The organism is Qipengyuania atrilutea, from assembly GCF_013370205.1.
Taxonomy (GTDB): domain Bacteria; phylum Pseudomonadota; class Alphaproteobacteria; order Sphingomonadales; family Sphingomonadaceae; genus Actirhodobacter; species Actirhodobacter atriluteus.
Genome location: NZ_JABWGV010000002.1, coordinates 638733 through 664378, shown reverse-complemented (window position 1 = coordinate 664378; position 25646 = coordinate 638733). Strand labels below are relative to the sequence as shown.

The window sequence follows — 25646 nt, the reverse complement described above, 5'->3', positions numbered from 1 at the left end:
CGCCGCCTTCCATCAGAAGTTGACGGTCAGCGAACCGTTGATGCTGCGCTTCTCGCCCGGAAAGCAGTCCCCACGAACAAGGCAAACGGCGTAATATTCTTCGTTGGTGACGTTGCGCGCGGTCAGCCTGAACTCGAACCGGTCGAAGTCGTAGCCGAGCGACAGGTCGCCCACCGTTCGCCCGTCGACACGATAGGTCAGCAGGCTGCCGTCGATCGCCGAAAACCCATTGCTCTCATTGCCGCCGACATAGCGGACGCCCCCGCCGAGACTGAGTCCGTCGAGCATGCCCTGGAAGTTGTACAGCGCGAACAGCGAAGCCTGCCAGTCGGCGATCGAGGTCAGCGCGAAGCCACTCGGATCCTCCGCATCTAGGTAGCTCACATTGCCGTCGAGCCGAAGGCCGCCGATTAAGGCATTGCCCTCGACTTCAAATCCCTGGACTTTCGAGACGCCTTCCTGCTGACTGTTGCCGCCGACGAGTGAGTTGGGATTGGGAAGGTTGGACACTTCGATATCGAATGCCGACAGCGTGACGAGTGCATTGACCCCGGTAGGCTGCCACTTGATGCCTGCCTCGTACTGGCGTCCTTCTTGCGGCAGCAATTGCTGGTTGGTAATAGTGTCGATGCCGACCACCGGCTCGAAACTCTCGGCGTAGCTCACGTAAGGAGAAAGGCCTGCGGGACCACGCCAGAGCAGACCGAAGCTGAGACTGGTGGCGTCATCCTTTTGCGTAATACCGTTTTGAACCCGGTTTTCGACGTCGTCGAACCTTACGCCCGCAGCGGCGACCAGCGAACCCCAGCTCATCTGGTCCGAAATGTAGAACCCGGTCGAATCGACGTAATTGCGCGGACCATTGCCCTGGAACTGCCGAACCTCCTCTACGCTGAGCACATTGTCATAATGCGGATCGAAGGCGTTCAATGTGCCGGCGGCGAACAGATAGGCGGTGTCGGAATCGGTAAACACATCCTGCCGCTGCACGCCGACGAGCAATTCGTGTTCGATCGGCCCGGTGGAGAATTCGCCGCGCAGGCGCGCGTCGATCGCGAGTTGTTCGCTGCGGTTGTCGGCAAGGTAGTAGGTCCACGCGCCGTCGCCGTTCTCGTCGATCCGCGGCACGCCATTGCCCTGGAAGGCGATCCAGGCCTGGCGATAGTCGGCCTGCGAATCGACGTAGCGGCCGACCGCTTCGAACGAAAACGTCTCGCTGAACTGCTGTTCCATGATCAGCGTAAGCGCGAGGCTCTCGGTATCGTAGGCGTTGAAGCCGGGGGCGCCGTGATATTCGTAGGGGTCGATTTCCTGCCCGCTGGCCGACGGGAAGAGCGTCCCGGTTACCGGCAGGAACTGATGCGCGGTGTCCGAACGCTGCTCCGAATAATTGGCCAGGATCGTCACCTCGGTGCCCGTCGCAGGGCGCAGGGTAACCGCGGGCGCGATGACGAGCTTGTCGTCGTTCACCTGTTCGATTTGCGTATCGGAATCGCGTAGGATGCCCACGAAGCGCAATTGCGCCTGGTCTTCCGCGCCGGGGATCGCGATATTGATGTCGGTCGCGATCTGCTTGCGATCGAAGCTGCCATATTCGAGGCGCACTTCGCCCTCGGTCATGCCATGCGGCCGCTTGGTTACCACATTGATGATCCCGCCCGGGGAACCCGCACCGTAAAGAACGGAAGCAGGACCTTTCAGCACCTCCACCTGCTCCAGCGTATAGATATCCTGCCGCGTCGTATTGTAGAACCCGAAAAGGTACTGGAGATTGTCGCGATATTCCGGCGCATCGAGACCGCGCACCTGCGCGAAATCGCCGCGGGTGGAGAAGCCGAAGGGTTCGGCCGTCACGCCTGCCGAATAGGTCAGCGCATCGTCCAGCGACTGAGCGCCCTTCTCCTCGAAATCCTGCTCGGTTTCGATCGAAATGGAACGAGCGGTCTCGATGATCGGCGTGTCGGATTTCGTCGCCCCGAAATCCGTGAGCGCACCGGTGACAACAATCGTCTGCTCGTCCACTTCGTCTTCAGGATCGCCGGTCTGGGCTGAACGATCCTGCGCCAAAGCGGGCGATGCGAAAATCAACGCGAACGAAGCCGTCGTCACAAGAAATATCGGTTTCAAATCTAGCTCCCTGAACACAATCTGACCGCCCGCTAATGCAAGTCATTCGCAATTGCAACACCGATTTGTCCGCGGAGTTTTTCTCGATACTGGAAAAAGAGAGGTGGGGTTCGCACTAGATCGCAACGACTAGTCTAAGATGGAACGGGCAAGTGTAGTAAAGTCGCCTCCCTGCCCCACCGGCCTGAACTTGTAATAAAGATCAAAGCAAAGGGACGTCCTTACCTGTAAGATTCGGCTTACCGATCGACATTTTAAAACGTCGAAGAAAGGTTCGGAAGATGAGCAAGGGCGACAAGAGCAGCTACACCGACAAGCAGAAGCGCAAGGCAGAGCATATCGAAAAAGGGTATGAAGATCGCGGAGTGAGCGAGGACGAGGCGGAACGCCGCGCGTGGGCGACCGTCAATAAGGAATCGGGTGGCGGCAACAAATGCGGTTCCGGACGCGGACACAAGAAATCGCAAGAATCTTCGCGCATGGGCGGCCACAAGAGCGGTTCGAGCCAGAGCCACGAGAAGCGTTCCGAGGCCGCGAAGAAGGGTTGGGAAACCCGCCGCGAACACGGCAACTGACCAATTGGTCGAGCGAGTGCGAGAAGCAGACGGTAAGAAGATTATGGCGCAATGCGCGCGGCATTCCGAACGGATGCTTCCTTAATTGCTTCTCTACCCCTGGTTTACCCTAACCCCTCATCGTTGCTGTTTTTACGGAGATTTCCGATGACGAAAGATAAATGGTCGCGGGACGTTACCGAAAATTCCGACTCTCTTGATCTGGAGGAAGAAGTTTTCACCAAGGACGATCCGCATGAGATTGCGCGATCGCTCAAGCGTTCAGCCGAAAAGAGTTCACGCCGGAAGGGCAGTCCGCTGCAGTCGGCAATGAGCATGCTGACTTTTTATATCAACCGGGCAGGCGACAACCTTTCGGACGACGAACGAGACAAGCTCGAGCAGGCGAAAGACGAGTTACGGGCGCTGTTCGACAGTGACGACGAGTAAGGGAGGTACCGTACAATCTTGCGCTCGCAGTTGTTCGCCAGGACGATATCGTATCGTCGACGAAACCTGCGCGCCTAATCATGTCCGCGGACACTCTTTCGCACCGTCAGCGAAAGATCGTCCGAAGCCGTGCTTTCCACGCCGACCGGCCATTTGGGCAAGTAGGGCTTCTCGAGCTTCGCAATCTCTTCGCTGGTCAGTTCCAATCTGGTGGCCTCTACGGCAGCGGCGATATGGCCGGGCTTGGTGGCACCGACGATGGGAGCGACCGTTTCGGGCTTGGAGTAATGCCACGCTAGCGCGACCGTCGCACGCTCGACGCCGCGGGCAGCAGCGATTTCCCCGACCGCTTCGATGACCGCTCGATCGGCCTCTTCGTGCTGGCGATAAAGGAGCTTTCCGAACCGGTCCGTCTCGCTGCGCACGGTGCTTTCGTCGTGAGATCGCGCCAGCCTGCCCCGCGCGAGGGGGCTCCACGGAATCAGCCCCACCCCCTGATCCGCGCAGAGCGGGATCATCTCGCGTTCCTCTTCGCGGTACAATAGATTGACGTGGTTCTGCATCGATATGAAGCGGGTCCAGCCGTTGGCGCGCGCAGCTTCCTGAGCCTTGGCGAACTGCCAGGCGTACATGCTGGATGCCCCGATATAGCGCGCCTTGCCCCCCTTCACGATGTCGTGGAGCGCTTCCATCGTTTCCTCGATAGGCGTCGCGGTGTCCCATCGGTGGATCTGGTAGAGATCGACGTAGTCCATGTTCAGACGTTTCAGACTGTCGTCGATCGCCTGCATCAGGCTCTTGCGCGAAAGCCCGCCCGCGTTGGGGGCTTGGCGCCAGGGAAGGAACGCCTTGGTCGCAACGACCAGTTCGTCACGGTGCGCGAACTCGGGAAGCAGACGCCCGATTACCTCCTCGGACGATCCGCCCGAATACATGTTGGCGGTGTCGAAGAAGTTGATCCCTGCCTCCACCGCCTGGCGGATGAAGGGACGCGCCTCGTCCTCGCCCAGTACCCAGTCGCCATGCCAGCCGCGAGTAGTGTCGCCGTAACTCATGCAGCCGAGACAAAGCGGCGAGACCTTGAGACCCGAGCGGCCCAGCGTGACGTAATCCATGATGCTCTCCTTCTTCTCTCGACGCCTAGGGGCTGCAGCGGGGAAACGCTAGCGAACCGATCTGTCGCCAGTGTGTCCCCAAGAGGCGGTTGCTAGGCAAACAACCAGTGTTTCGGACGGCCTCCTCAATCCGGAAATATGCACCCCACGGCGGCTTTTCATCTAGCTGTCTTCGAACTGTCGCTTCGCTGTCTTGGTTGCTTGTTAGAGGCGCTCAAACTCAACTCATTCGGGGTCTTTTATGCGCCTTCAATCGTTCGGTCGCTTCGCTTTGCTTAGTGCGGTTTCCTTCCTTCCTCTCAGCGCCTTGTACGCGCAATCGTCAGCCCAGCCCTCTACGAGCGAAGAGCCGGCGGCGCTGGGCGATGTGATCATCGTCACGGCACAGAAGCTCGAGCAGGTTGAGACAGACGTTCCCATTACCATCTCCGCTGTCAGCGGCGCACAGATCGAGGAACTGGGCGTAACCGATCTCGACGAGCTGTCGAGCTACGTGCCCGGCCTGAACATACAGGAGCAAAGCGCCAACAACCCGGGTATCGTTATCCGGGGCGTGACCAGCGATTCCGGTTCCGCGCAACAGGGACCCCGCGTTACCCTCTATTACAACGGGGTCGACATATCCCGGTCGCGTGGCAGCTATCAGGCAATCTACGACCTCGAACGGGTCGAGGTCATCAAGGGGCCGCAGGCAACCTTGTTCGGAACGGCCTCGGCAGTGGGAGCGATCAGCCTTGTATCCGCCAAGCCCCGGCCCGGCTTTGCTGCGGAAGTAACCGGCGGCTACGGCAATTTCGATCAGACCCTGTTATCGGGCTTCGTAAACGCGGGATCCGATACTTTCGGCATCCGCGTGGCAGCCGAATGGCGTACCCGCGACGGTTATGTCCGAAATCTTGCGGAGCGCCAGGAAGAGGACCTCTACTCACAGGATCAGCTGGGTACGCGGGTTTCACTGCGCTGGCGTCCGACGGACCAGACATTGGTCGATCTCGTCGGCACCTACGACCGGCAGCGGAATGGCGGCACTCCGTTCATCTCGGGAAGATTACCCGCGTTCGCCGGTGCGCCGGGAGGCTCCGACAACGCTTTCGAGCCTGCCAATCTTGGCGGCTCGCCCTTCTCCGCTCAAGCCTTGGGCGACGACCAGCTCGGCCTCGATCGCGACGTGTATGACGCCAATCTGACTATCGAGCATCAGTTCGGAGAAAGCTTCACTTTCACCACGGTAAACGGCTACCGGGAGTTCGACAGCGCAGAGGTGTTCGATGCTGACGGATCGGCGGCACCGTTCCTGGAATTCGCCGAGATCGCGGAAGGCTGGCAGGCCAGCCATGAGGGCCGGTTCACCTATGTCGATCCCGCGTGGCGTGCTGCCTTCGGCTGGAACTTCTTTCGTGAGGACGGGGTCCAGAACGTGCCTTTCTCGACCGAGGAGGGCCTGTTCCTTCAGTGCCTGACCAGCCTTGCGACGCCCAGTCCGCTTATCCCTGGCATTCCGTGCGTCGCGCCCGACGGCAGCGTACCGGCGAGCGGCGTTACCGAACTCCTGACGGGCGGCGCGGCCACCGCGATCCCCTACACCTCCGTGTTCGAGAACCGGGGGCGAAACGACAGTTATTCCATCTTTGCCGACGTTACCGCCATTCCCGCAGATGCGATCGAACTCACCGCGGGTGTTCGCTTGCTTATCGAAGAGCGGCGCTCTGCCTTCTTTGCCGACGTACCGGCATCCGTCATTACGGGCTCGCCGCTCATTCCGGGGCAGGTGGACACGGGCGGTGAAGCTTTCGAAGATGAGCAAAGCTTCTCTGCGGTCCTGCCCCGCTTCAATGCCTTGTATCGCCTGACGCCGGAGATAAACCTCTACGGTACGGTTTCCAAAGGGCGCCGCTCTCCGGTCGTCCAGATTGCTGCCGCACAGGTACTCGGCGCACCCACGCAGATCGTGCCCGAAGAAACTGTCTGGAACTACGAGGGCGGCGTCAAAGGCCAGACTGGCATGTTCGGCGGTTCGCTGAGCGTGTTCTACCAGCAGTATGACGGCTTCCAGGTCAGCGTCGTGCAGTCGGACGGAACCTCGCGCACGGAAAGCGCCGGTTCGGCCAGCAATCTGGGCGCAGAGGCGGAGATAACCGCCGATCTCGCTCCTTGGCTCGGACTGTTTCTGAACGGTGCCTACATCGACGCGAAGATCGATGAGGACGAAGCGTTTTCCGGCGCGTTCTCGGGCGCGCGCTTCCGGCTGCAGCCGAAATACCAGGCTTCCGGCGGCATCACGATCGATGCACCTGTTGCCAGTGGTATGCGCTTCTTCGCGACGCCGTCTTTCACATACCGGAGCAAGCTCTTCTTCGAGTTGCCAAACAGCGAGCTCCTGAGCCAAGATGACGTCTTCCTGGTAAATGCGCGTGCAGGCGTTAGCTTTGCCGACGAAAGGTTCGAAATTGCCGGCTTCATTCGCAATGCCTTCGACGAGGAATATCTGCTCGATGCGGGCAATACCGGCGGCGCGTTCGGCATCCCGACGTTCATCCCTGCCGAACCTCGCCTCTATGGTATCCAACTGACCGCGCGGGTAGGCGGATAAGGGAGTAGACGGAATGCAATCGGCGAAAATCAACCGGCGCGGTGTCCTGGGTCTGTTCGGTTCGTCCGGCGCCGCGGCATTGCCGGGTTGCACCACAATTCCCGAAGCGAACGCTGCCGTACGCTTCGCACACGGTGTTGCGAGCGGCGATCCCGCTCCGGACGGTGCCCTGCTCTGGACCCGTGCCAGCGTGGAAGAAGCCGGTGCCGGAGATGTTCCCCTGCGGTGGTTCGTCGTTTCCGGTGCGGCAGGAAGCCCAACCGCAAGCGGTACGGCACTTGCTCGCACAGCGGCGGACCATACGGTAAAGGTCGAGGTAGACGGTCTCGAACCGGGACGCGAATACCGTTATTACTTCACGGGACCCGATGGGACACGGTCTCCGGAGGGAAGGTTCCGCACGCTTCCAGTCGGCGCAACGGACAACGTCGTGCTCGCCGTTGCATCGTGCCAATTATATCCGGGCGGCTATTTCAACGCATACGCGCATATGGCGCAGAGCGAGCGGCTCGACGCGGTTCTGATGCTTGGCGACTACATCTACGAATACGGCGCCGATGGCTACGGGGCCGACATCGGCCAAAGATTGAACCGTCTGCCCGATCCGCTCCACGAAACCGTCACGCTCGAAGATTACCGGCGGCGGCATGCCCAGGTAAAAAGCGATCCCGACATGCAGGCCGCGCACGCCCGCGCAGCCTTCATCTGTGTATGGGACGACCACGAGGTTACCAACGACGGCTGGATCGGCGGTGCGGAAAATCACCAGCCGGAAAGCGAAGGGGACTGGGAGCAGCGCAAGGCAGCCGCCATGCAGGCCTATTTCGAATGGATGCCGATCCGCGATCCGAAACCCGGCCGCGCTGCCAGCGAAATCTACCGAAGCTTCGAATTCGGCGACCTTCTGACCCTCGCCATGCTGGAAACCAGACTGCTCGTTCGCGACAAGCAACTGGAGTTCGCAGGCGACCCAAGTGACGCCAATGCCTACGCACGTTTGCTGACCGCATTGTCCGACGAGAAGCGCGAACTGATCGGAAGCCGGCAGCGTGACTGGCTGCGCGAGACTCTCCGGACCTCCACCGAAGCCGGCAAACCATGGCAAATCGTTGCCAATCAGGTCGTAATGGCGAAAGTCTCCGGACCGCAGCTAAGACGGCAGATGGGGGAGGCGCGCTACGCGCAGATGCTCGCGCAGCTTCCATCCGGTTACGAAGGAAGGCTGCGCGATGCGCAGCTTGCCTACGAAGCAGGAGTGCCGTTCAATCTGGACGCCTGGGATGGCTACCCGGGCGCACGCAAGCGCTTGTACGAGGCTTTCGGAGCCAGCGCATCGAAACCGATCGTGCTTGCAGGAGACAGTCACGCCGGATGGGCCAACAACCTGTTCGACGACGCAGGGGAACTGGTCGCGCTCGAACTAGGCTGCACGGCGATCACCAGTCCTTCCTACGGTTCTCTGCTGCCGGGAATCGGGCGGTATATCGAGGCGGCGAACGAGGAAGTCGCCTACTGCAATCAGGACAAGAAGGGTTATACGCTTCTGACCCTTACCCCGGCAGAAGCGAAAGCGGATTTCATCACTGTGGATACCGTTCTCGACCGTAAATTCGATGCCGAGGTCGATGCATCGTTCGTCGCGTTGGCAGGAGACGAGTTCGCCAACTGGCGCCGCGCGGGTGAAGCTTGAGCGATATCGCCGCTTGATTGCCAGCCATTCCTCCCTGAGGAACGTCAAAAGTTCTTCAAGTCTCGCCAATGTAACATCTCAAGGCAGACTGTAACGCGCGCGATCTACCGACCTTCCGAACAGGGAGGCGCGCATGTCGAAATTGACGAAGCTTGGTCCGAACCGAAATCGACCGGACCAGTTCAAGGACTTGTCCAAAAAAGTTAAAGGCATCGGACCGTCCGGTGCACCGCGAAGGCAATACCGGACAATCTGGATCTCGGACGTTCATTTGGGAACACGCGGATGCAACGACCAGTTGCTGATCGATTTCCTCGACCATTGCGATAGCGAGACCCTCTACCTCGTCGGTGACATCATTGACGGCTGGTGAATGAAGCGGCGCTTCTACTGGCCGGAACGTCATAATGCGATCGTCAGGCGCATCATGAAGCGAGCCAAGAGCGGATCGCGCGTGGTCTATATTCCCGGCAATCACGACGAGATGTTCCGGCAGTTTTCCGGCCTCGATTTCGGCGGGGTCGAGATCCGCCGCAGTGCGGTCCATGAAACGGCAGACGGGCGGCGCCTGTTGGTCCTTCACGGCGACGAGTTCGATGCGGTCGTGATGAGCCAGCGCTGGCTCGCCTTTCTCGGCGACGCAGCCTACACTTTCCTGCTTAAACTGAATGTCGCCATCAACGCGGTACGGCGCCGCCTCAACCTTCCCTACTGGTCTCTTTCCGCCCATGCCAAGCACAAGGTAAAGGATGCGGTCGCCTTCATCTCCCGGTTCGAAGAGACTGTCGCTACAGCAGCGCGGAAAAGGCACCTCGACGGGGTCGTGTGCGGTCATATTCACACCGCCGAACAGCGCGATTTCGACGGCCTAGCATATTACAACGATGGCGACTGGGTCGAGAGTTGCACGGCGCTCGTCGAACATCCGGACGGCCGAATGGAAATCCTTCGCTGGAGCGAGGAGGTTCTCGCCCGAACTACGGAAATCCGAGAGGAGGCGGCGTAATGCGTATCTGTTTTGTAACCGATGCATGGAAACCGCAGGTCAACGGTGTGGTCCGAACTCTCGAGGCTACGCGCCGCGTACTGGAAAATCGCGGCCATCTTGTAGATATCATCTCGCCCGATCGGTTCCGTTCGGCTCCGTGCCCCTCCTACCCGGAGATCCGTCTCGCGCTTGCAGGGGAGAAGCGGGTGGGACCGATGATCGAGAGGTTCAGGCCGCAGGCGCTGCATATCGCTACCGAAGGACCGCTTGGATTTGCCGCGAGACGCTGGGCGAAGCGGTCCGGAATGCCGTTCACGAGCGCCTTTCATACGCATTTTCCGCAATATCTTTCGAAGCGCACGCGGCTGAACGAGGGTTTCTTCTGGCCCGCCCTGCGGCGATTTCACGCGGCCTCCAGCTCCGTACTCTGCGCGACGGACAGTATGAAACGCGAACTTGCGCGCAGGGGCATAGTCCATACGAGCGACTGGGGCCGTGGCGTCGATCTGGCCGCATTCGGTCCTGACGGTCCACCAGATGCCGCGATTCTCGCCCTTGCCGGCGGAAAGCCGAAACTGCTGTTCGTTGGCCGTGTCGCAGTCGAGAAGAACCTGAAGGCCTTTTTGTCACTCGACATCGATGCCGCTAAATTCGTCGTCGGCGATGGACCTCAACGCAGGGAACTGATGCGAGCGTTTCCGGATGCGCACTTCTTGGGTTCGCGCACCGGCGAGGCGCTTGCAGCAGCGTACCGAACGGCCGATTGCTTCGTATTTCCCAGCATGACCGATACCTTCGGCCTTGTCCTGATCGAGGCACTAGCCAGCGGTACTCCGGTAGCGGCGTACGACGCGACGGGGCCGCGAGACATTCTGACGAACGAAGTCGGTGCGATCGGCCCCGACCTAACCGCAAACGTAAAGCGGGCTCTCGCGATCGACCCAGCCGCATGCGTGGCACACGCGAAACGTTTCAGCTGGGAAGCGGCAACCGACCTGTTCGAGAATGCGCTCGTTCCTTTCGGCCCGGCGATGGCAGCGCGCGCGATGGAGACCGCGTGAGCGCCGTGCGGTAAATCGATGAGCATATAACGCAGCCCCCGAACGGCGCTGCGCCGCAGAGCTATCAATCGCCGAACAGTGCGTGTTTCAAACGAGATAAAGCAAGCGATGAGCGCAACCGTCAGAAACGTATTTGCGAGTTGCCGCAGTTTGTTTGTATGTTAGCGCTACCGTAAATTGGGAGAGACAATTTGACACCCCTTAAGACCGCGATTTGCGCTGCTACCGTATCGCTCTTGGCCGCCTGTGCGACCACGCCCATGCAGGAGGGTGATCCGCGCTACATTGCGCAGCCCCTGACCGATGAGATCTATACTGCGGACCCTTCCGCGCGCGTATGGAACGACGGCCGGATATACATCTATGCCAGCCATGACGAGGAAGTACCCGAGGAGTTGTACAACTCGGCCGATGCCTTCGACATGCGGGACTACCAGGTCCTGTCGATGGAACGCCCCGGCGGGCCGGTCACCGTCCACCCGCCCGCACTCGATGTGGAGCAGGTGCCGTGGGCCAAGCGCCAGATGTGGGCGCCCGACGCGGCCTACCGCAACGGCACCTATTTCCTGTATTTTCCGGCCAAGGATGCGAACGACATCTTCCGCATTGGCGCGGCGACCTCGAAATCTCCGACGGGTCCGTTCACGCCGCAAGCCGAGCCGATCGAAGGAAGCTATTCCATCGATCCGGGAATCCTGCGCGATAACGACGGCGAGCACTACATGTATCTCGGCGGCATCTGGGGCGGCCAGCTGCAACGCTGGCCGAACGGTAGCTACGATGCCAGCGTGACCGAGGACGATCCGACACCGCCAGGCGAACCCGCCATTACTCCGGTCGTGGCGCGCATGGCACCCGATATGCTGGAGTTTGCAGAGCCGCTCCGCCCAGTCCAGATACTCGACGAACACGGCGACCCGTTGCTTGCGGGTGATCTAGACCGCCGATTCTTCGAAGGAGCGTGGGTCTTCCGGCGCGGCGACACTTACTATCTCACCTATTCAACGGGCGAGACGCATTACCTCGTCTATGCAACGGGCGACTCGCCTTACGGTCCGTTCACCTATCGCGGCCGCATACTCGAACCGGTAGAGGGTTGGACGACGCATCATTCCATCACGGAGATCGACGGGCAATGGTGGCTGTTCTACCACGATACGCAGCGCTCCGGTCTCACCCATTTGCGTAACGTGAAGATGACCCCGCTCACCTTCCGTGCTGACGGGACCATAGAAACGATCAATCCGATGACTGATCTCGACTAGCCATCGAACAAGGCAGGGGAAGTTCGCCAATGGCGATGCTTCCCCTGTTCGGCGCTGCCGGGAAAATTTTCAGTCCTGATCCCACTGCAGAACAGCTGAACTGACTTGTCATCCTCTATGATCGAAAGCGTTTCAGAGCGTGATCCAGCCGAGCGCCTTCGCGCCCATCCATAGCCCCATGCCGATCATGAACAAATTCTCCGTCAGCGATACGAAGCCGAGGGGAACATTGCTGCTGCCGCCGACACAGGCGCATTTCAGCTCGCGCCTATCGATATAGACCGCTTTGAACACGCTGACCGCGCCGACGGTTCCGATGAACAGGGAAACGGGTACGGAAACGATCGGTAGCGCATGTGCCACCATCAGAACACCGGCGAGCGCCTCGCCGAACGGGTAGATGAAGCCGTAGGGAACCCAGCGCCGCGCGAGCAGATCGTAATTGAGGAACATGGTCGAGAAGCTGCGGATGTCCTGCAACTTCTGGATCGCGAGCAGTGCCATCGAAAGGCTGACGAACCATTCGGCCGCCTGGACCGTGAAGACGCTGTCGAACACATACCAGCTGATCGCCAGCGCAAGGAGCAGCGCGATCCCGAAGATCGCGATGACCGGCTGATAGCTCGTTTCGTCTGCCTTCTGCGTAGACTTTCCGAAATGCTCGCGCAGATCGTCGTAGCCGCCGATGCGCTTTCCATCGATGAAGGTCTGCGGCGTCGTCTTGACGTCGTGCTTTTCCTTGAAGGCGTCGGTTTCCTCACGCGTTTCGAGGTGGTGATCGTCGATCGTAAAGCCTTCGCGCCTGAGCAGGTCGACGGTTTTCAGGCCGTACGGACACACGTGTTCCGGCATTACCATCCGGTAAACGGTGGCTTTCTTCCCGGGATCGGCCCGACCGCTCACGATCCGCGTCCGTCGTAACTCGCCCAGACGCTGCGACCTTCGGGTCCGAACGCGATTACTTCGAAGGGCTGCCGGTGGTCGCCATGTTCCATGCCGGGTGAGCCCATTGGCATGCCAGCAACTGCTAGGCCGGTGACGCCGTCGGGGCGCTCGGCGAGCAACCGCTCGATATCCGCGGCGGGGACATGACCTTCGATGACATAGCCGTCGACCACAGCAGTATGGCACGATCGCAGGTCGGCCGGAACGCCGCGCTCGGCCTTGACCGCGCCCATGTCGGCATGGTCGATCGAGGTGACCTCGTGCTTGCCCCTCTCTTCCATGTGACCGGCCCAGGCGAGACAGCAACCGCAATGAGGATCGCGGTACATGGTGACGCTGGCAGCCTGCGCGGCGCAGGCGGTGAGCGCCGTGCCGAGTATCAAGCTCCCGGCGATACTCCGCTTGGCGATGGCGTTATTGATAAGATGAAGCATCGCAAATTCCCCTTGCTAAATAAGTGACTGACAGCGTGACGAAGCCGGATTCGGCATCAAAGACGCCCACGAATTCATCGTTTAGCTTTCTCGAACAGGTCGATCAATTCGCTGAACTTCTGCTGCTGCTCGACCTCGTCGCCGCTTGAGATCGCTTCCGCGACACAGCATGCGGCATGGCGTTTGAGGATTTCGCTTTCCGCCCTCCCGAGCGCGGCTTTCACGGCCTGCACCTGCGTCAGGATGTCGATGCAGTAGCGGTCGTCTTCGACCATCTGGGCGACGCCGCGAACCTGGCCTTCGATCCGGCGTAAGCGGTTCACGATCTTTCCGCTGTCGTGCGGCATGGTGCTGGCTCCTGAGGCGTCCGCTTGAACGGCTTGTAATACGGTATGGGGGTATATATGTGAACCGCTCTAGGAGATGCAAGTATTATGCCGTCGGTAGCCCTTTCCCGCCGTAAACTGCTCGGCGCCGGTGCGCTCGCGACCGGTGCGCTGGCTATGCCCGCATGGGCACGCGGAGCGGATTTGGCGCACGGCGGCATGATCCGAGCCGGTTTCGACGAAGTTTCGGGTGCGAGCATCGACCTGATCGTCGGCGAGGGAATGCAAGTTGTTCAGGGGCAATACGGTCATGCGGTTGCCGTCAACGGCAGCGTGCCAGGCCCGATGCTGCGGCTGAAGGAAGGAACGACGGTCAGCCTTAACGTTCACAACACCCTGAACGAGGACACTTCGGTTCACTGGCACGGCCTTTTGCTTCCCTTCCACCTCGATGGTGTACCCGGTGTCAGCTTCCCCGGTATCGGACCCGGCGAGACGTTCACCGCCGAATTCCCCGTGCGCCAATCCGGCACCTACTGGTGGCATTCGCACTCGGCTTTGCAGGAACAGACCGGACATTACGGCCCTATCGTCATCGATCCCGCCGGTCCGGACCCGGTGCAGGCGGACCGTGACTATGTGCTGCTGCTGAGCGAGTTCACGCCGATGCATCCGCACCGGATCATGGACCGGCTGAAGAAGGGCGAAGGCTACTTCAACTACCAGCAAACGAGCTTTACCGACGATTATCCGCTGGACGCCGACGAGCGCCGGATGTGGGGCCGGATGCGAATGATGGCGACCGACATTCTCGATGTGACCGGTTCTACCTACACCTATCTCGCAAACGGTCACGGGCCGGAAGAAGGACTGGAGTTCGCGTTCAATCCGGGGGAGCGGGTGCGCATCCGCGTCATCAACGGCAGCGCGATGAGCTTCTTCAATGTGCGCATTCCGGGTGCGGTGATGCATGTCGTAGCCGCGGACGGCCTCAACGTGCGCCCCGTTCCGGTCGAGGAATTCCAGATCGGCACGGCGGAAACCTACGATATCGTGGTCGAGCCGGTTGGCGAGGCGATGACGATCGTGGCGGAAGCGATGGACCGCTCCGGCATGGCTCTCGCGACGCTGGCAAGCAGGCCCGGCGCGCGGGCGGCAGTCCCCCCGCTGCGCGACCCGCCGCTGCTTACGATGGCAGACATGGGCATGAACCACGGCGCGCATGGCGGCGGCGGAATCGATCACAGTTCCATGGATCACTCGGCGATGGGACATGCGATGCCGGCGAAGACAACGGCGCCGGAGCCGATGGACGGTATGGACATGTCGGGCATGGACATGCGCGACACGTCGAAGCTGCCGCCGACGGTGAAAGTCGGTCCTGGCATCGACATGGTGGCCACGAACCCGGTGGACCGGATGGGCGATCCCGGCATCGGGCTCGACAAGGTTCCCCACCGCGTCCTCACCTACAACGATCTGACTGCTCTTAAGCGCAACGACGATCCGCGCACGCCCTCGCGCAAGCTGGAGATCCACCTGACCGGCAATATGGAACGGTACATGTGGTCGTTCGACGGGCAGAAATATTCCTCCGTTACCGACAATCCGATCCGTTTTGCCTATAACGAGCGCGTCAGAGTGAAGTTGGTCAACAATACCATGATGGCGCACCCGATCCATCTGCACGGCCATTTCTTCGAACTGGTCAACGGTGCGCCGGAAGGCTTCCAGCCGCAGAAGCACACCGCGATCGTACAGCCGGGCGGTTATGCCGAGTTCGACGTGACGGCGGACGAGCCGGGCGACTGGGCGTTTCACTGCCATCTTCTCTATCACATGCATTCGGGCATGTTTCAGGTAGTCACCGTCGCCTCGCCGGAGGCCGCATGAGAACCGCGCTGCTTCCAGGTATTGCGATGAGCGCGCTGGCCTCGCCGGTCGCTGCGCAGGACCATTCAATGCATGGATCGCATGGCGAGCCTGCGCAGGACCAGACCGAGTGCGAGAAGGAAGCCGCCAGGCATCGCGCGATGGGCCATGCTGTCCCGGCGGGCGAATGCGCCCCGCCCGAAAGTCCGGAGAAGGATCGTGCGGAGATGGACCACGCGCAAATGGATCATTCTGAGATGGACCACTCGCAGATGGACCATGGAGCGATGAACCATTCGGAGATGGACCATGGTGCGATGCACGGTTCTGAGGCGGAAATCCCCATCCTCCCGCCCCCGCCCTCTGCCGGATCGGGGCCACCGACCGCAGCCGATGCGATCTGGGGCGTAGACGCCATGCGCGACAGCCGCGGCGCGCTCGCCCGCGACGGCGGCGGCATGATGACGAGTGGGCTGATTCTCGACAGGTTTGAGTACCGCTTTCGCGGCGGCGAAGACGGATTTCTGTGGGACGGCGATGCATGGTACGGAGGCGATCTGAACCGCGTTTGGCTCGAATCCGAAGGCGAAGGTGATTTCGAGGGAGGTGTGGAAGACGCGGACGTGGCGCTACTTTACGGACGCGCGATATCGCCCTGGTTCGACCTGCAAGCCGGCGTGCGTCAGGATCTGACCGGGCCGAAGCGAACCTATCTCGATCTCGGCATACAGGGCCTTGCGCCCTATCTGTTCGAGGTCGAAGCGGACGTATATGTATCCAACAAGGGTGACGTAACGGCTACCGCCGAGGTCGAGCTAGACCAGCGCATCACGCAGCGCCTAGTCATCCAGCCGCGCGCAGAAGTCTCGCTATCCGCGCAGGATGTGCCCGAATTGGGTATTGGTGCGGGTCTCGATACGATCGAGGCCGGCGTCCGTTTACGCTACGAGATTGCCCGCGAATTCGCCCCTTACATCGGGATTGAGCAGGAATGGAAAACTGGAGGTAGCGCCGATTACGCGCGTGACGCCGGGGAAGACCCCAGCGCCACGAACTACGTATTGGGTGTGCACTTCTGGTTCTAGACCAGCAAACTCAGACGGAAGTGGTCGACGTCCGGTCCGTCTTTGTGCTGGGCTCACCGAGTTTCTTGGCGAGATAACCGCCTGCACCGATCGCCAGCATGGCAGGCAGGCTCATACGGCGCAGAACCGTCGTCGCCACCACGCCCAGTACGGCGCCAGTCGCACCGTCGATGTCGCCCGTTTTCTTCGCCAGCTTGTCGCCTACGAACGCTCCGATAACCTTGCCAATCATTTGCTTTTCTCCTTTGCCGATCAACGTGCGCCGCGGTGGCTTGTTCCGCTACGGCGCTGTCGTCGCCTTTCCCGCGAGGTTTGCGCTTCCGCGCTGAAACTGCGGGGCGTTCGCCTCCAGTCTCCGTCTGCAAAAATGACCGTGTCACCAGCGATGACGTCGCCAGCGGCGTAATAGTCCCAGTCCCGGTGGATCATGTCGGGCGGTCCGAAGACCTTGACCGCATTCCAGTAACGATCGTCCCGAAACCCGACGAAGTGTACAAGGAATTTGCGGCGCGCCATCGTGAACCAACGGATGAGGACGGCGGCGTTTCCGTCAGTGTGCCGAGCGCGCCCCGCCCGTTCCCGCCGTTTCCGAAGCAACGCCGAAGGCATCAACGTATTCGCCGAGCTCCGACTGTACCATCTCCGGGGTCAGTCCGAATTGCGCCAGACTGTAATTATGCGGATGCCGCTTGAGTGCGCGCGAGCGGTCGATGAAGCCCTGCATTTCGGTCCACGCCGGAGCGATGTCCATTCCCAGGAAGTCGTAAATGCGCCCCATGGTGCTGCGCCAGTCGCGCTCCATGCTTTCGTAGTGGATGTCGATCCGACGCTCGGCCGGTACACGGCTCCGCGCTGCCATCATGCGTTCGACTTCGACGCGGGTCTTGCGCAGCCATTCGCGCCCGAGTTCGTTCGCATCGGCGTGGTCCGAATAAATGATCGTCTGGTTCCAGGCGAGCGAGGCCGCGCTGCCGACTACCGCATTGGGGTCGCGGTGGGTGAAGATGACGCGGGCGTCCGGAAATACGTTCAGCAGCGCATCTAGGTCGAGCATGTGCTGCGGCGTCTTCAATATCCACGGGCGGATGCTGGACACCTGCTGCGACCAGCCGACCAGACGAAGCAGGTTCGCCATGTGCTCGTAGGCTGGCGTTGCGTCCTCTCCTTCGCACCAGCGCCCGTAGGACGGGACCATCCACTGCGCCTCGTGCTTCATGCCCCACATCGAATTGACGAGCAGGCCGAGTTCCTCTTCGGGCTCGTAAGGGCCAGTGGGGTGAATGTTCAGCGTGCGCGGATTGGCGAGCCGCGCAACCTTCATGATGCGGCCGGCGAGCACCGGGCGGAAGTCTTTCTTCCTGCCGGCCAGAACCTCTTCGAAGTCGGGCCGCGGGACGGGGCTTATGGTCTCAAAACTGCGCATGAAGCTGAAGCGCTGATCGCTCGCAAGCAGGCGGTGGAGCCGCGTCGTACCCGATCGCATCGGGCCTACGATAACGACCGGACGCCTGATGGGACGAGCCAGGATCTCCGGATGGCGCGCAAACCACATCTGCGCCCATAGCCGGTCTTTCAGGACCTTGTGAAACTGCTGCATGGCGGAAAAATCGCCCGCCGGGTTCAGCTTCGCCTCGGCCCGGATCGATTCGAGCAGGACATCGAAAGGTCGCTCGAACCAGTCCGATCCGAAATCTTCGAGCCCGGTCGCCTCTGCCGCATCGTCCAGCAGTGCCTGCTTTTCGAGCCGCGCAGGTTTTACCCAGCCCATCTTGCGGCCCGCCACGACGACTTTCTCCGCAATGTCTATGAAGGCGGTTCGCTTCGGCGGCGTTCTCGGTACGCTTCGATCGGAAATGGCATCCCCCTGTATTCAACTGTCTCCGGTGCGGCGTCCCCCTAGTCGCTGCAGCAACCTTTCGCGAATAGGAAGACAAAAGCCTGACGGGTTCAAGGTTCCGCGCTTCGCCTCTGGCAATTCGCACTGCGAGCGGGCATAGGCCCGCGTCATGCACGATATCCGCTTAATCAGGGAAGAACCTGACGCTTTCGATGCGGCATTGGCGAAGCGAGGAGCGGAGCCGGCAGCCCAGCAAATCCTCGATCTCGACACGCGCCGCCGCGCGGTCGCAACGCGGATGCAGGAACTGCAATCGCGCCGCAACGAGGCTTCCAAGGCAATCGGGCAGGCCATGGGCAAGGGCGATACGGTCAGGGCCGACGCGCTGAAAGCGGAAGTGGCGGACATCAAGAAATCGCTTCCCGAACTGGAGGAGCAGGACCGCGAACTCGGCAAGCAGGTCGAAGACGCACTCGCCGCCCTGCCCAACCGCCCGGCGGACGACGTGCCGGAGGGCGCGGACGAAGCGGACAATGTCGAGTTAGCGCGCTGGGGCGAACCGCGCAGCTTCGATTTCGAGCCGCGGGAACACGCCGATTTCGCACCTGCGCTCGGCATGGATTTCGAGACTGGCGCGAACATTTCCGGCGCGCGTTTCACCTTCCTGCGCGGCGATATGGCGCGGCTGCACCGAGCGCTCGGCCAATTCATGCTCGATCGGCAGACGAGCGAGAACGGCTACACCGAATGTGCCCCGCCGCTGCTGGTCCGCGATGAGGCGCTGTTCGGAACGGGGCAGCTGCCCAAGTTTGCGGATGACCTGTTTGCTACGACCGACGACCGCTGGCTCATTCCTACGGCCGAGGTCAGTCTGACCAATGCCGTACGCGAGCAAATCTTGGACGATGCCGCCCTTCCCCTGCGCATGACGGCGCTCACGCAATGTTTCCGCAGCGAAGCGGGCTCGGCGGGTAAGGATACGCGCGGGTTCATCCGCCAGCACCAGTTCGAAAAGGTCGAACTCGTCGCGATCACCAGGCCCGAAGACAGCGATGCCGAGCACGAGCGCATGACCGAAGCTGCGGAAGGCGTACTGCGCGCACTTGGTCTTCCTTATCGCAAGATGTTGCTCTGCACCGGCGACATGGGCTTCGGCGCGCGCAAAACCTACGACCTCGAAGTTTGGCTGCCGGGGCAAGGCGCGTACCGGGAAATCAGCTCGGTCTCAAATACCGGCGACTTTCAGGCGCGGCGAATGAATGCGCGCTACCGGCCCGAGGGCGCAAAGAAAACCGAGTTCGTCCATACACTCAACGGCAGCGCGCTCGCAGTCGGACGGACGCTGGTCGCGGTGCTGGAAAACTATCAGAACGCCGACGGCAGCGTTACCGTGCCTGAAGCGCTTGCGCCCTATATGGGCGGCGTTACGAGACTGGACCCTGCAGCCTGATGCGCATTCTGCTGACCAACGACGACGGCATCCACGCGCCCGGCCTCGAAGTCCTGGAAGAGATCGCGGCGCAGCTCAGCGACGACATCTGGGTGTGCGCTCCGGCGGAAGAACAATCGGGCGCCGGGCATTCGCTGACGCTGAACCATCCGGTTCGCCTTCGCAAATATCACGACCGCCGTTTCTCGGTATCCGGCACACCGACCGATTCGGTCATGCTGGCGCTGCGCGAAGTCATGGACGCGCCGCCCGACCTGATCCTGTCGGGCGTCAACCGCGGCGCCAATCTGGCTGACGACATCACCTATTCGGGTACGGTCTCCGCCGCGATCGAAGGCGCGCTGGCCGGTATCCGGTCGATCGCGCTCAGCCAGGTCTACGATCGCGAAGGAATGGGCGACGAAGTGCCCTTCACCCCGGCGCGCGAATGGGGTGCGAAGGTCATCGGCCGACTGATCGGCGCTCCGCTGGCAGAACGCACGCTACTCAACGTCAATTTTCCGCCCATCGCTTCGTCCGCGATCAAGGGGGTACGCGCGGCACGCCAAGGCTTTCACGATTACTCGCGCGGAAGTGTGGTCGAAGGACGCGATCCACGCGGGCACAAGTACTTCTGGTTCGGCCTCCACGCGATCGAGCATACGCTCGACCACGGAACCGATCTCGAGGCGATCAACGACGGCTACATTTCCGTCACGCCGCTTCAGCTGGACCTGACCCATCATTCCTCGATGGGTAACCTGGCCGAGCGGTTGGATGCTGCCGGCGCATGAGCAGCCGCGACGAACCGAAAACCGATCGGATCGAGGCGACAAGCACTGGCCGTCACGTGCGCGGTCCGACGTTCAAGCCGCTCCGCCGCGCGGTGAAGGTTCCGGTCTGGGGCGACCTCGGGATCCGGCTCGGTCTTGCGATCTTCCTCCTCTTCATCGTCGTGATGATTCACTGGTGGGACCGCGAGGGGCTGGTCGACAATCTGGACGGCGAAGTCAGCTTCCTCGACGTCGTCTATTTCACGATGATTTCGGTTACCACGACCGGTTTCGGCGACATCGCCCCGATCAGCGACCGGGCGCGCATGGTCGAGGCAATCATCGTGACCCCGATCCGTTTTGCCGTCTTCTTCATTTTCGTCGGTACGGCCTACAATTTCATCATCAAGAGAAGCTGGGAGAAATGGCGCATGTCCCGAATCCAGGAACAGCTCACCGATCATATCGTCGTACTCGGCTACGGCGTGTCCGGCTCCGAAGCGGTCACAGAACTCATCGAGCGCGGTACCGATCCTAGGGAAATAGTGGTCATCGATCCGAGCGAGGACCGCCTCATGGAAGCCGAAAAGCTCGGCTGCAATGTCATGGCGGCAGACGCGACGCGCGACGAAACGCTGAAGGCGGTCAGGATTGGGACGGCCAAGAACGTCCTCGTTTCTGCGGGACGGGACGATACATCGATTTTGTTGGTGCTGACGGTGCGCGCGCTTGCCCCTGATGTGCCGATCAGCGTGGTCGTGCGGGCTGACGACAACGAATCGCTCGCCCGTCAGGCCGGCGCGAACAACGTCATCAACCCGGTTCGCTTTACTGGCCTGCTGCTCGCAGGCTCTGCGAAAGGCGCGCACATCGCCGATTACCTTGCCGATCTCGCTTCGGTTTCGGGCCGAGTTCAGTTGGTGGAGCGAGAAATTACCGAAGAGGAATGCGGCTGTTCCATAGCCGCGCTGCGTACCGGCGGGCGGGGTCTGCGCATTTATCGGGATGGCCGGGCACTCGGTTTCTGGGAGGAGGAATGCGAAAACCTCCAGCCCGGCGATATCGTGGTCGAGATCATTCCGACCGAAAGCGGCGAGAAGAAGGGCGACGGACACGGCAACCGTTAAGCGGCTGTCCGGGACGCAACTGCGGCTTTGTGTGGCAAATCGCGTTAGGCAGGTGTAGGGCGCGCCTGCCATGAATACCGCCACCACCCTGCCCGACCAGAAGAAGGTCGGAATGGTCAGCCTCGGCTGTCCGAAGGCGCTCGTCGATAGCGAGCGGATCCTTACGCGCCTTCGTGCCGATGGTTATGCGATGAGTCCCGATTACGCGGGCGCTGACGTCGTGCTCGTCAACACCTGCGGCTTCCTCGACAGCGCCAAGGAAGAAAGCCTCGCCGCCATCGGTGAAGCGATTTCCGAGAACGGCCGCGTCATTGTAACCGGCTGCATGGGTGATGAAGCGGAAGCGATCCGCGCTGCTCATCCGCAGGTGCTAGCCGTGACCGGCGCGCACCAATATGAGCAAGTCGTCGACGCAGTTCACGAGCATGCCCCGCCGAGCCAGGGTCCTTACGTCGATCTGATACCGCAGCCAGACATCAAGCTGACGCCGCGTCACTACAGCTACCTCAAGATTTCCGAGGGCTGCAACCACTCCTGCGCTTTCTGTATCATCCCGGATCTGCGCGGAAAACTAAGCAGTCGGCGCGTCGACGCGGTGCTGCGCGAGGCGGAGAAGCTGGTCGAAGCGGGCACGAAAGAACTGCTCGTCATCAGCCAGGATACCTCGGCCTACGGGGTCGATACGCGGCATGAAGTTCGGACTTGGAAAGGCCGCGAGGTCCGCGCACATATGACCGATCTCGCTCGCGAACTCGGCAGACTCGACATTGGCGGCGGCACTCCGCCGTGGGTGAGGTTGCACTATGTGTACCCTTACCCGCATGTCGATGCGGTCATTCCGCTCATGGCCGAAGGGCTTCTGACACCGTATCTCGATATTCCTTTTCAGCATGCCGCGCCTTCGGTTCTGAAGCGGATGAAACGTCCGGCTAATGAAGCCACGGTGTTGCAGCGGCTGAAGAACTGGCGTGAAATCTGCCCGGAAATCGCTGTTCGCTCCAGCTTCGTGCTAGGGTTTCCTGGCGAGACGGAAGAGGATTTTCGCTATCTGCTCGAATGGCTGGAGGAAGCGCAACTCGACCGAGTCGGAGCCTTCAAGTTCGAGCCGGTTGCCGGGGCGCAGGCTAATGCCTTGCCCGATCAGGTCGCGGAAGAAGTGAAGGCAGAGCGTTATGCCCGCTTCATGGAAGTTTCCGCCCGGATCAGCGCGGCAAAACTCGGCGCTAAGGTCGGGCGCACGATGCCGGTAATTATCGACGAGGTCGGCGAACCGGACGAGGATGGCGACATCGGCGCTACCGGCCGGAGCCAGACGGACGCGCCCGAAATCGATGGCAATGTGCTTCTGCGTTCCGTGTCTCATACGCTTGTGGCAGGTGATATCGTGGACGTGCTTATCGAAGATGCGGACGAGCATGACCTCTATGGTGTGCACATTTAACCATACCCCCAGTTCCATCGGACGGCGAGAGCCCTAGTCTTAAGCCATTTTTAGCCTTCTTCGCGCAGTGATACAGCGCGATGGAAGCATTCCTGCAATCCCTCGGCACCAATGGCGACGGTCGGACCCGGAAACCGGGGCACGATGGTCTGCTGAAGGAGCGCCTCAAGCACGCCTTCTGGGCGGCGGCCATTACGGGCGTCCTGATGGCGCTGATGTTCTTCAAACCGTTCGATCAGTGGATCTGGACCGTGCAGTCGCGCATGCTTCCGAAGGATGCATCCGGCGATATCGTGCTTATACTTTCAGATCAGGACCTAGCGGATCCTGCTCATCCGGAACGCCGTATTCAGCTAGCACAGCTTATCGAGAAGCTTGACCGTGCGGGTGCAGAAAAGATTGCTGTTGATGTAATATTCGAGGAAGCTAGTAGTCCAAAAGCGGATCGAAGCTTAGGATTCGCACTGCGTAAAGCTACTTCAGAAGTATATACCTCTAGCAAAACGGATATTACGACTAAAGGCGGAAGCGCGATCCGTAAAATTATTCCAGAGGTTGGCAAAAATTCAACCCAAGTTTCGTCAACCAGCTACTTTGATCTCTTTGGTTACGCTTGGTATCTTCCAGCGCAAGAAAGAGACGGGCACCAAACTATTGACCATTTGAGTCTCATATTATCTAAGCGCGAACCAAGTTTCCCGGAATTGCAAATTGACTACCGCTTTCGAGCAGAAACGGTCCCATTTATAAACTTTAGAGACAGGACTGCAATAAATAGCAACGACGCGCTTTCTGCATTTGTGCAAGGCAAATCAGTTGTCATAGCCAATAGTCAAAAAGTACCTGGTTCATCAGAAGCGATACCTGGTCATCTCGAAATTGCAGAATCGTACATCGCGATCATTGGTGCTGAAACGCTCAAGAACGGCGGACTCCGTCTTATTCTAGGCTCGAAAATATTTCTAATTGTGACGGTGATAATAATTGGCGCACTGTTTTCTACCGTGCTTTCAGAACGGTTGAGATATGTATTGTACATCACTGCCGCTTTTGTTCCACTATTATCAGTCGCAGCTATAACGTGGAATATCAGAATCGAGCCTTGTGCTGCATCAGCGTTTCTTGTTTTTTATTCGATTCCGCGAACGTTTATGCGACGGCGACGCAGTGCCCTTCTGAAAGATCCCGAAACCGGCATGCCTAGTCTTAAAGCCTTAGAGCATCGCATTTCGACCGAGAATGTTTGCGGAAATGTGGTCGTCGCCAAAATCCATGGTTTTGAGAAAGTTCTTAAAGTGCTCGATAGCGGTTCGCGAACAGAATATGTCCTTCGGATCGTCGAACGGCTTCGCGCTACTGACCCTGCCTTAAAGCTTTACGTTCATAGTCATTATTTCGCGTGGATCGCAGAGCCATCGGACGTTTCTAATGTCATCGATCATTTAGAAGGTATGCGCGCTCTGTTTGCCGCGCCTGTCGTTGTTGCCGGGCAGATGATCGACATCGGTATAACATTCGGCGTAGCATCGCTTGTTAATGGTCCGAAAGCTCTGGCTTCCGCGTCAGCGGCGGCAGTCGAAACGAGTGAAGCAAGTGAACCGATTGTCGTTGCAACCGAAGATCTGGAAAACGACCTCCAGTGGAATATCTCGATGCGGGCCCGGATCGACACGGCAATGGAAGCGGGTGAACTGCACTGTGTTTATCAGCCTAAAGTCAACGTGCTCACCGGGCGCATGTACGGTGTGGAAGCGCTTGTACGATGGGATGACGCCGAGCGCGGCCCGATTTCGCCGATGACGTTCATTCCGCAATGTGAAAAAGCCGGACGGATGGAGGACCTAACGCGCTACGTCCTGCAGACGGCGTGCAATGCCGGGCGTTACTTCCATGCAAACGGGCAGCTTATCACCATGTCGGTGAACGTCTCTTCGATCCTGTTCGCCGATCTTAAAATAGCACGTATCGTTCAGGATACACTGCTGGCTAGCTCTTTTGACGCACGGCACCTTATGCTTGAAGTCACAGAAACGGCGCGCATAAGTGATTTCGAAACCGCGATTGAGGTGCTGACGCAGATCAGGTCGCTTGGCGTACGCATATCCATCGACGATTTCGGAATGGGCTCAGCCAATTTCGAAACTTTCGTTCGCCTACCGTTCGACGAACTAAAAATCGATCGGCTCTTTGTAAACCGCATGGTCGAAGACCCCAAAGCGCGAGCAATTGTTGCGAGTCTCGTGCGCCTCGGAAAAGATGCTAGCATATCGGTCGTAGCGGAGGGTGTAGAGAACGAGCAGGAGCTTGAAGTTCTTCGGAAACTCGGGGGGACCAACGTACAAGGTTATGCACTCTCGCGGCCTCTTTCCCTCGGCCAAGCCGTTCGGTTCGGGCAGATGGAGAACGAATTAGTTAACAAGCTAGCTTAACGCTTTACTTCGGGAAATGGTTAAGGCATTCTTAAGCTCTCTAAACAGGGGAGCATTTGTTATGTGGAGTTTCTGGAACTGGCTTTACGGCCAACCGCGTACCTAATG

Annotated in this window: 21 protein-coding genes and 1 pseudogene; 14 read left to right on the top strand and 8 right to left on the bottom strand. The window is 60.0% G+C overall.

What is annotated here, in order from left to right:
* Positions 1 to 12: 12 nt before the first annotated feature.
* A complete protein-coding gene (locus tag HUV48_RS08200) occupies positions 13 to 2127 on the bottom strand; it encodes a TonB-dependent siderophore receptor (protein ID WP_176267277.1) in 2115 nt (704 codons plus the stop codon).
* 281 nt (positions 2128 to 2408) lie between these two features.
* On the opposite strand from HUV48_RS08200, the gene HUV48_RS08195 reads away from it, so the two are divergent.
* Both HUV48_RS08195 and HUV48_RS08190 read left to right on the top strand, forming a co-directional pair.
* Positions 2409 to 2702 (top strand): plasmid stabilization protein, encoded by a 294-nt coding sequence (locus HUV48_RS08195; RefSeq protein ID WP_176267276.1) that lies wholly within the window; start codon positions 2409 to 2411, stop codon positions 2700 to 2702.
* Positions 2703 to 2849: 147 nt separating this feature from the next.
* Entirely contained in the window at positions 2850 to 3131 is a 282-nt protein-coding gene (locus HUV48_RS08190; RefSeq protein ID WP_176267275.1) for a DUF3175 domain-containing protein, read from the top strand.
* Between the two features lie 74 nt (positions 3132 to 3205).
* Here HUV48_RS08190 and HUV48_RS08185 read toward each other — a convergent pair whose 3' ends face one another.
* The gene (locus tag HUV48_RS08185; RefSeq protein ID WP_176267274.1) at positions 3206 to 4246 is read right to left on the bottom strand and encodes an aldo/keto reductase; all 1041 of its coding nucleotides are present in this window, start codon (positions 4244 to 4246) and stop codon (positions 3206 to 3208) included.
* A 241-nt stretch (positions 4247 to 4487) separates the two neighbouring features.
* On the opposite strand from HUV48_RS08185, the gene HUV48_RS08180 reads away from it, so the two are divergent.
* The 5 genes and pseudogenes from HUV48_RS08180 (at position 4488) to HUV48_RS08160 (ending at position 11840) form a co-directional block, all read left to right on the top strand.
* Positions 4488 to 6836 (top strand): TonB-dependent receptor, encoded by a 2349-nt coding sequence (locus HUV48_RS08180; protein WP_176267273.1) that lies wholly within the window; start codon positions 4488 to 4490, stop codon positions 6834 to 6836.
* A 13-nt stretch (positions 6837 to 6849) separates the two neighbouring features.
* On the top strand, positions 6850 to 8526 hold the full coding sequence (locus tag HUV48_RS08175; RefSeq protein ID WP_176267272.1) for an alkaline phosphatase D family protein: 1677 nt from the start codon (positions 6850 to 6852) through the stop codon (positions 8524 to 8526).
* Positions 8527 to 8716: 190 nt separating this feature from the next.
* A pseudogene (locus HUV48_RS08170) lies at positions 8717 to 9532 on the top strand (UDP-2,3-diacylglucosamine diphosphatase).
* On the top strand, positions 9532 to 10575 hold the full coding sequence (locus HUV48_RS08165) for a glycosyltransferase family 4 protein (RefSeq protein WP_176267271.1): 1044 nt from the start codon (positions 9532 to 9534) through the stop codon (positions 10573 to 10575). Before HUV48_RS08170 ends, HUV48_RS08165 begins: the two are co-directional and overlap by 1 nt.
* A 191-nt stretch (positions 10576 to 10766) precedes the next feature.
* Entirely contained in the window at positions 10767 to 11840 is a 1074-nt protein-coding gene (locus HUV48_RS08160; protein ID WP_404799924.1) for a glycoside hydrolase family 43 protein, read from the top strand.
* A gap of 132 nt (positions 11841 to 11972) precedes the next feature.
* Here the strand turns inward: HUV48_RS08160 and HUV48_RS08155 are convergent, their stop codons facing one another.
* The 3 genes from HUV48_RS08155 to HUV48_RS08145 form a co-directional block, all read right to left on the bottom strand.
* A complete protein-coding gene (locus HUV48_RS08155; protein WP_176267352.1) occupies positions 11973 to 12698 on the bottom strand; it encodes a MauE/DoxX family redox-associated membrane protein in 726 nt (241 codons plus the stop codon).
* Positions 12699 to 12739: 41 nt separating this feature from the next.
* On the bottom strand, positions 12740 to 13219 hold the full coding sequence (locus HUV48_RS08150) for a DUF411 domain-containing protein (RefSeq protein ID WP_176267270.1): 480 nt from the start codon (positions 13217 to 13219) through the stop codon (positions 12740 to 12742).
* 74 nt (positions 13220 to 13293) lie between these two features.
* A complete protein-coding gene (locus HUV48_RS08145) occupies positions 13294 to 13566 on the bottom strand; it encodes a metal-sensitive transcriptional regulator (RefSeq protein ID WP_176267269.1) in 273 nt (90 codons plus the stop codon).
* A gap of 87 nt (positions 13567 to 13653) precedes the next feature.
* Here HUV48_RS08145 and HUV48_RS08140 point away from each other — a divergent pair, with 87 nt between their 5' ends.
* Together HUV48_RS08140 and HUV48_RS08135 are read left to right on the top strand one after the other, a co-directional pair.
* Positions 13654 to 15438, top strand: coding sequence for a copper resistance system multicopper oxidase (locus HUV48_RS08140; RefSeq protein ID WP_176267268.1), 1785 nt, complete (start codon positions 13654 to 13656; stop codon positions 15436 to 15438).
* Positions 15435 to 16502 carry a copper resistance protein B gene (locus tag HUV48_RS08135; protein WP_176267267.1) on the top strand — a complete coding sequence of 356 codons (1068 nt, stop codon included), beginning with the start codon at positions 15435 to 15437 and terminating at the stop codon, positions 16500 to 16502. Before HUV48_RS08140 ends, HUV48_RS08135 begins: the two co-directional genes overlap by 4 nt.
* 10 nt (positions 16503 to 16512) lie before the next feature.
* Here HUV48_RS08135 and HUV48_RS08130 read toward each other — a convergent pair whose 3' ends face one another.
* The 3 genes from HUV48_RS08130 to HUV48_RS08120 are packed head-to-tail and all read right to left on the bottom strand — an operon-like array spanning position 16513 to position 18285.
* Complete coding sequence (locus HUV48_RS08130; RefSeq protein WP_176267266.1) at positions 16513 to 16734, bottom strand: hypothetical protein; 222 nt, start codon at positions 16732 to 16734, stop codon at positions 16513 to 16515.
* A gap of 20 nt (positions 16735 to 16754) precedes the next feature.
* The gene (locus HUV48_RS08125) at positions 16755 to 17018 is read right to left on the bottom strand and encodes a hypothetical protein (RefSeq protein WP_176266726.1); all 264 of its coding nucleotides are present in this window, start codon (positions 17016 to 17018) and stop codon (positions 16755 to 16757) included.
* A gap of 34 nt (positions 17019 to 17052) precedes the next feature.
* Positions 17053 to 18285 carry a sulfotransferase family protein gene (locus HUV48_RS08120; protein ID WP_318656068.1) on the bottom strand — a complete coding sequence of 411 codons (1233 nt, stop codon included), beginning with the start codon at positions 18283 to 18285 and terminating at the stop codon, positions 17053 to 17055.
* A gap of 223 nt (positions 18286 to 18508) precedes the next feature.
* On the opposite strand from HUV48_RS08120, the gene serS reads away from it, so the two are divergent.
* The 5 genes from serS (at position 18509) to HUV48_RS08095 (ending at position 25538) form a co-directional block, all read left to right on the top strand.
* On the top strand, positions 18509 to 19789 hold the full coding sequence (serS, locus tag HUV48_RS08115) for a serine--tRNA ligase (RefSeq protein WP_176267265.1): 1281 nt from the start codon (positions 18509 to 18511) through the stop codon (positions 19787 to 19789).
* Positions 19789 to 20562: a 5'/3'-nucleotidase SurE gene (gene surE / locus HUV48_RS08110; RefSeq protein ID WP_176267264.1), complete on the top strand. Its 774-nt coding sequence runs from the start codon at positions 19789 to 19791 to the stop codon at positions 20560 to 20562. Before serS ends, surE begins: the two co-directional genes overlap by 1 nt.
* Complete coding sequence (locus HUV48_RS08105; protein ID WP_176267263.1) at positions 20559 to 21668, top strand: potassium channel family protein; 1110 nt, start codon at positions 20559 to 20561, stop codon at positions 21666 to 21668. Before surE ends, HUV48_RS08105 begins: the two co-directional genes overlap by 4 nt.
* A 70-nt stretch (positions 21669 to 21738) precedes the next feature.
* Positions 21739 to 23109, top strand: a complete 1371-nt coding sequence (gene rimO, locus HUV48_RS08100) for a 30S ribosomal protein S12 methylthiotransferase RimO (protein ID WP_176267262.1) — start codon at positions 21739 to 21741, stop codon at positions 23107 to 23109.
* Between the two features lie 80 nt (positions 23110 to 23189).
* Entirely contained in the window at positions 23190 to 25538 is a 2349-nt protein-coding gene (locus HUV48_RS08095) for an EAL domain-containing protein (protein WP_176267261.1), read from the top strand.
* Positions 25539 to 25646: the final 108 nt, after the last annotated feature.

What these genes read in the sequence shown, in the direction of transcription:
- HUV48_RS08195 (WP_176267276.1), top strand. Translation starts at nt 2,409, where the DNA reads ATGAGCAAGGGCGACAAGAGCAGCTACACCGACAAGCAGAAGCGCAAG.
- HUV48_RS08190 (WP_176267275.1), top strand. Translation starts at nt 2,850, where the DNA reads ATGACGAAAGATAAATGGTCGCGGGACGTTACCGAAAATTCCGACTCT.
- HUV48_RS08185 (WP_176267274.1), bottom strand. Translation starts at nt 4,246, where the DNA reads ATGGATTACGTCACGCTGGGCCGCTCGGGTCTCAAGGTCTCGCCGCTT.
- HUV48_RS08180 (WP_176267273.1), top strand. Translation starts at nt 4,488, where the DNA reads ATGCGCCTTCAATCGTTCGGTCGCTTCGCTTTGCTTAGTGCGGTTTCC.
- HUV48_RS08175 (WP_176267272.1), top strand. Translation starts at nt 6,850, where the DNA reads ATGCAATCGGCGAAAATCAACCGGCGCGGTGTCCTGGGTCTGTTCGGT.
- HUV48_RS08165 (WP_176267271.1), top strand. Translation starts at nt 9,532, where the DNA reads ATGCGTATCTGTTTTGTAACCGATGCATGGAAACCGCAGGTCAACGGT.
- HUV48_RS08155 (WP_176267352.1), bottom strand. Translation starts at nt 12,698, where the DNA reads ATGGTAATGCCGGAACACGTGTGTCCGTACGGCCTGAAAACCGTCGAC.
- HUV48_RS08150 (WP_176267270.1), bottom strand. Translation starts at nt 13,219, where the DNA reads ATGCTTCATCTTATCAATAACGCCATCGCCAAGCGGAGTATCGCCGGG.
- HUV48_RS08145 (WP_176267269.1), bottom strand. Translation starts at nt 13,566, where the DNA reads ATGCCGCACGACAGCGGAAAGATCGTGAACCGCTTACGCCGGATCGAA.
- HUV48_RS08140 (WP_176267268.1), top strand. Translation starts at nt 13,654, where the DNA reads ATGCCGTCGGTAGCCCTTTCCCGCCGTAAACTGCTCGGCGCCGGTGCG.
- HUV48_RS08135 (WP_176267267.1), top strand. Translation starts at nt 15,435, where the DNA reads ATGAGAACCGCGCTGCTTCCAGGTATTGCGATGAGCGCGCTGGCCTCG.
- HUV48_RS08130 (WP_176267266.1), bottom strand. Translation starts at nt 16,734, where the DNA reads ATGATTGGCAAGGTTATCGGAGCGTTCGTAGGCGACAAGCTGGCGAAG.
- HUV48_RS08125 (WP_176266726.1), bottom strand. Translation starts at nt 17,018, where the DNA reads ATGGCGCGCCGCAAATTCCTTGTACACTTCGTCGGGTTTCGGGACGAT.
- serS (WP_176267265.1), top strand. Translation starts at nt 18,509, where the DNA reads ATGCACGATATCCGCTTAATCAGGGAAGAACCTGACGCTTTCGATGCG.
- surE (WP_176267264.1), top strand. Translation starts at nt 19,789, where the DNA reads ATGCGCATTCTGCTGACCAACGACGACGGCATCCACGCGCCCGGCCTC.
- HUV48_RS08105 (WP_176267263.1), top strand. Translation starts at nt 20,559, where the DNA reads ATGAGCAGCCGCGACGAACCGAAAACCGATCGGATCGAGGCGACAAGC.
- rimO (WP_176267262.1), top strand. Translation starts at nt 21,739, where the DNA reads ATGAATACCGCCACCACCCTGCCCGACCAGAAGAAGGTCGGAATGGTC.
- HUV48_RS08095 (WP_176267261.1), top strand. Translation starts at nt 23,190, where the DNA reads ATGGAAGCATTCCTGCAATCCCTCGGCACCAATGGCGACGGTCGGACC.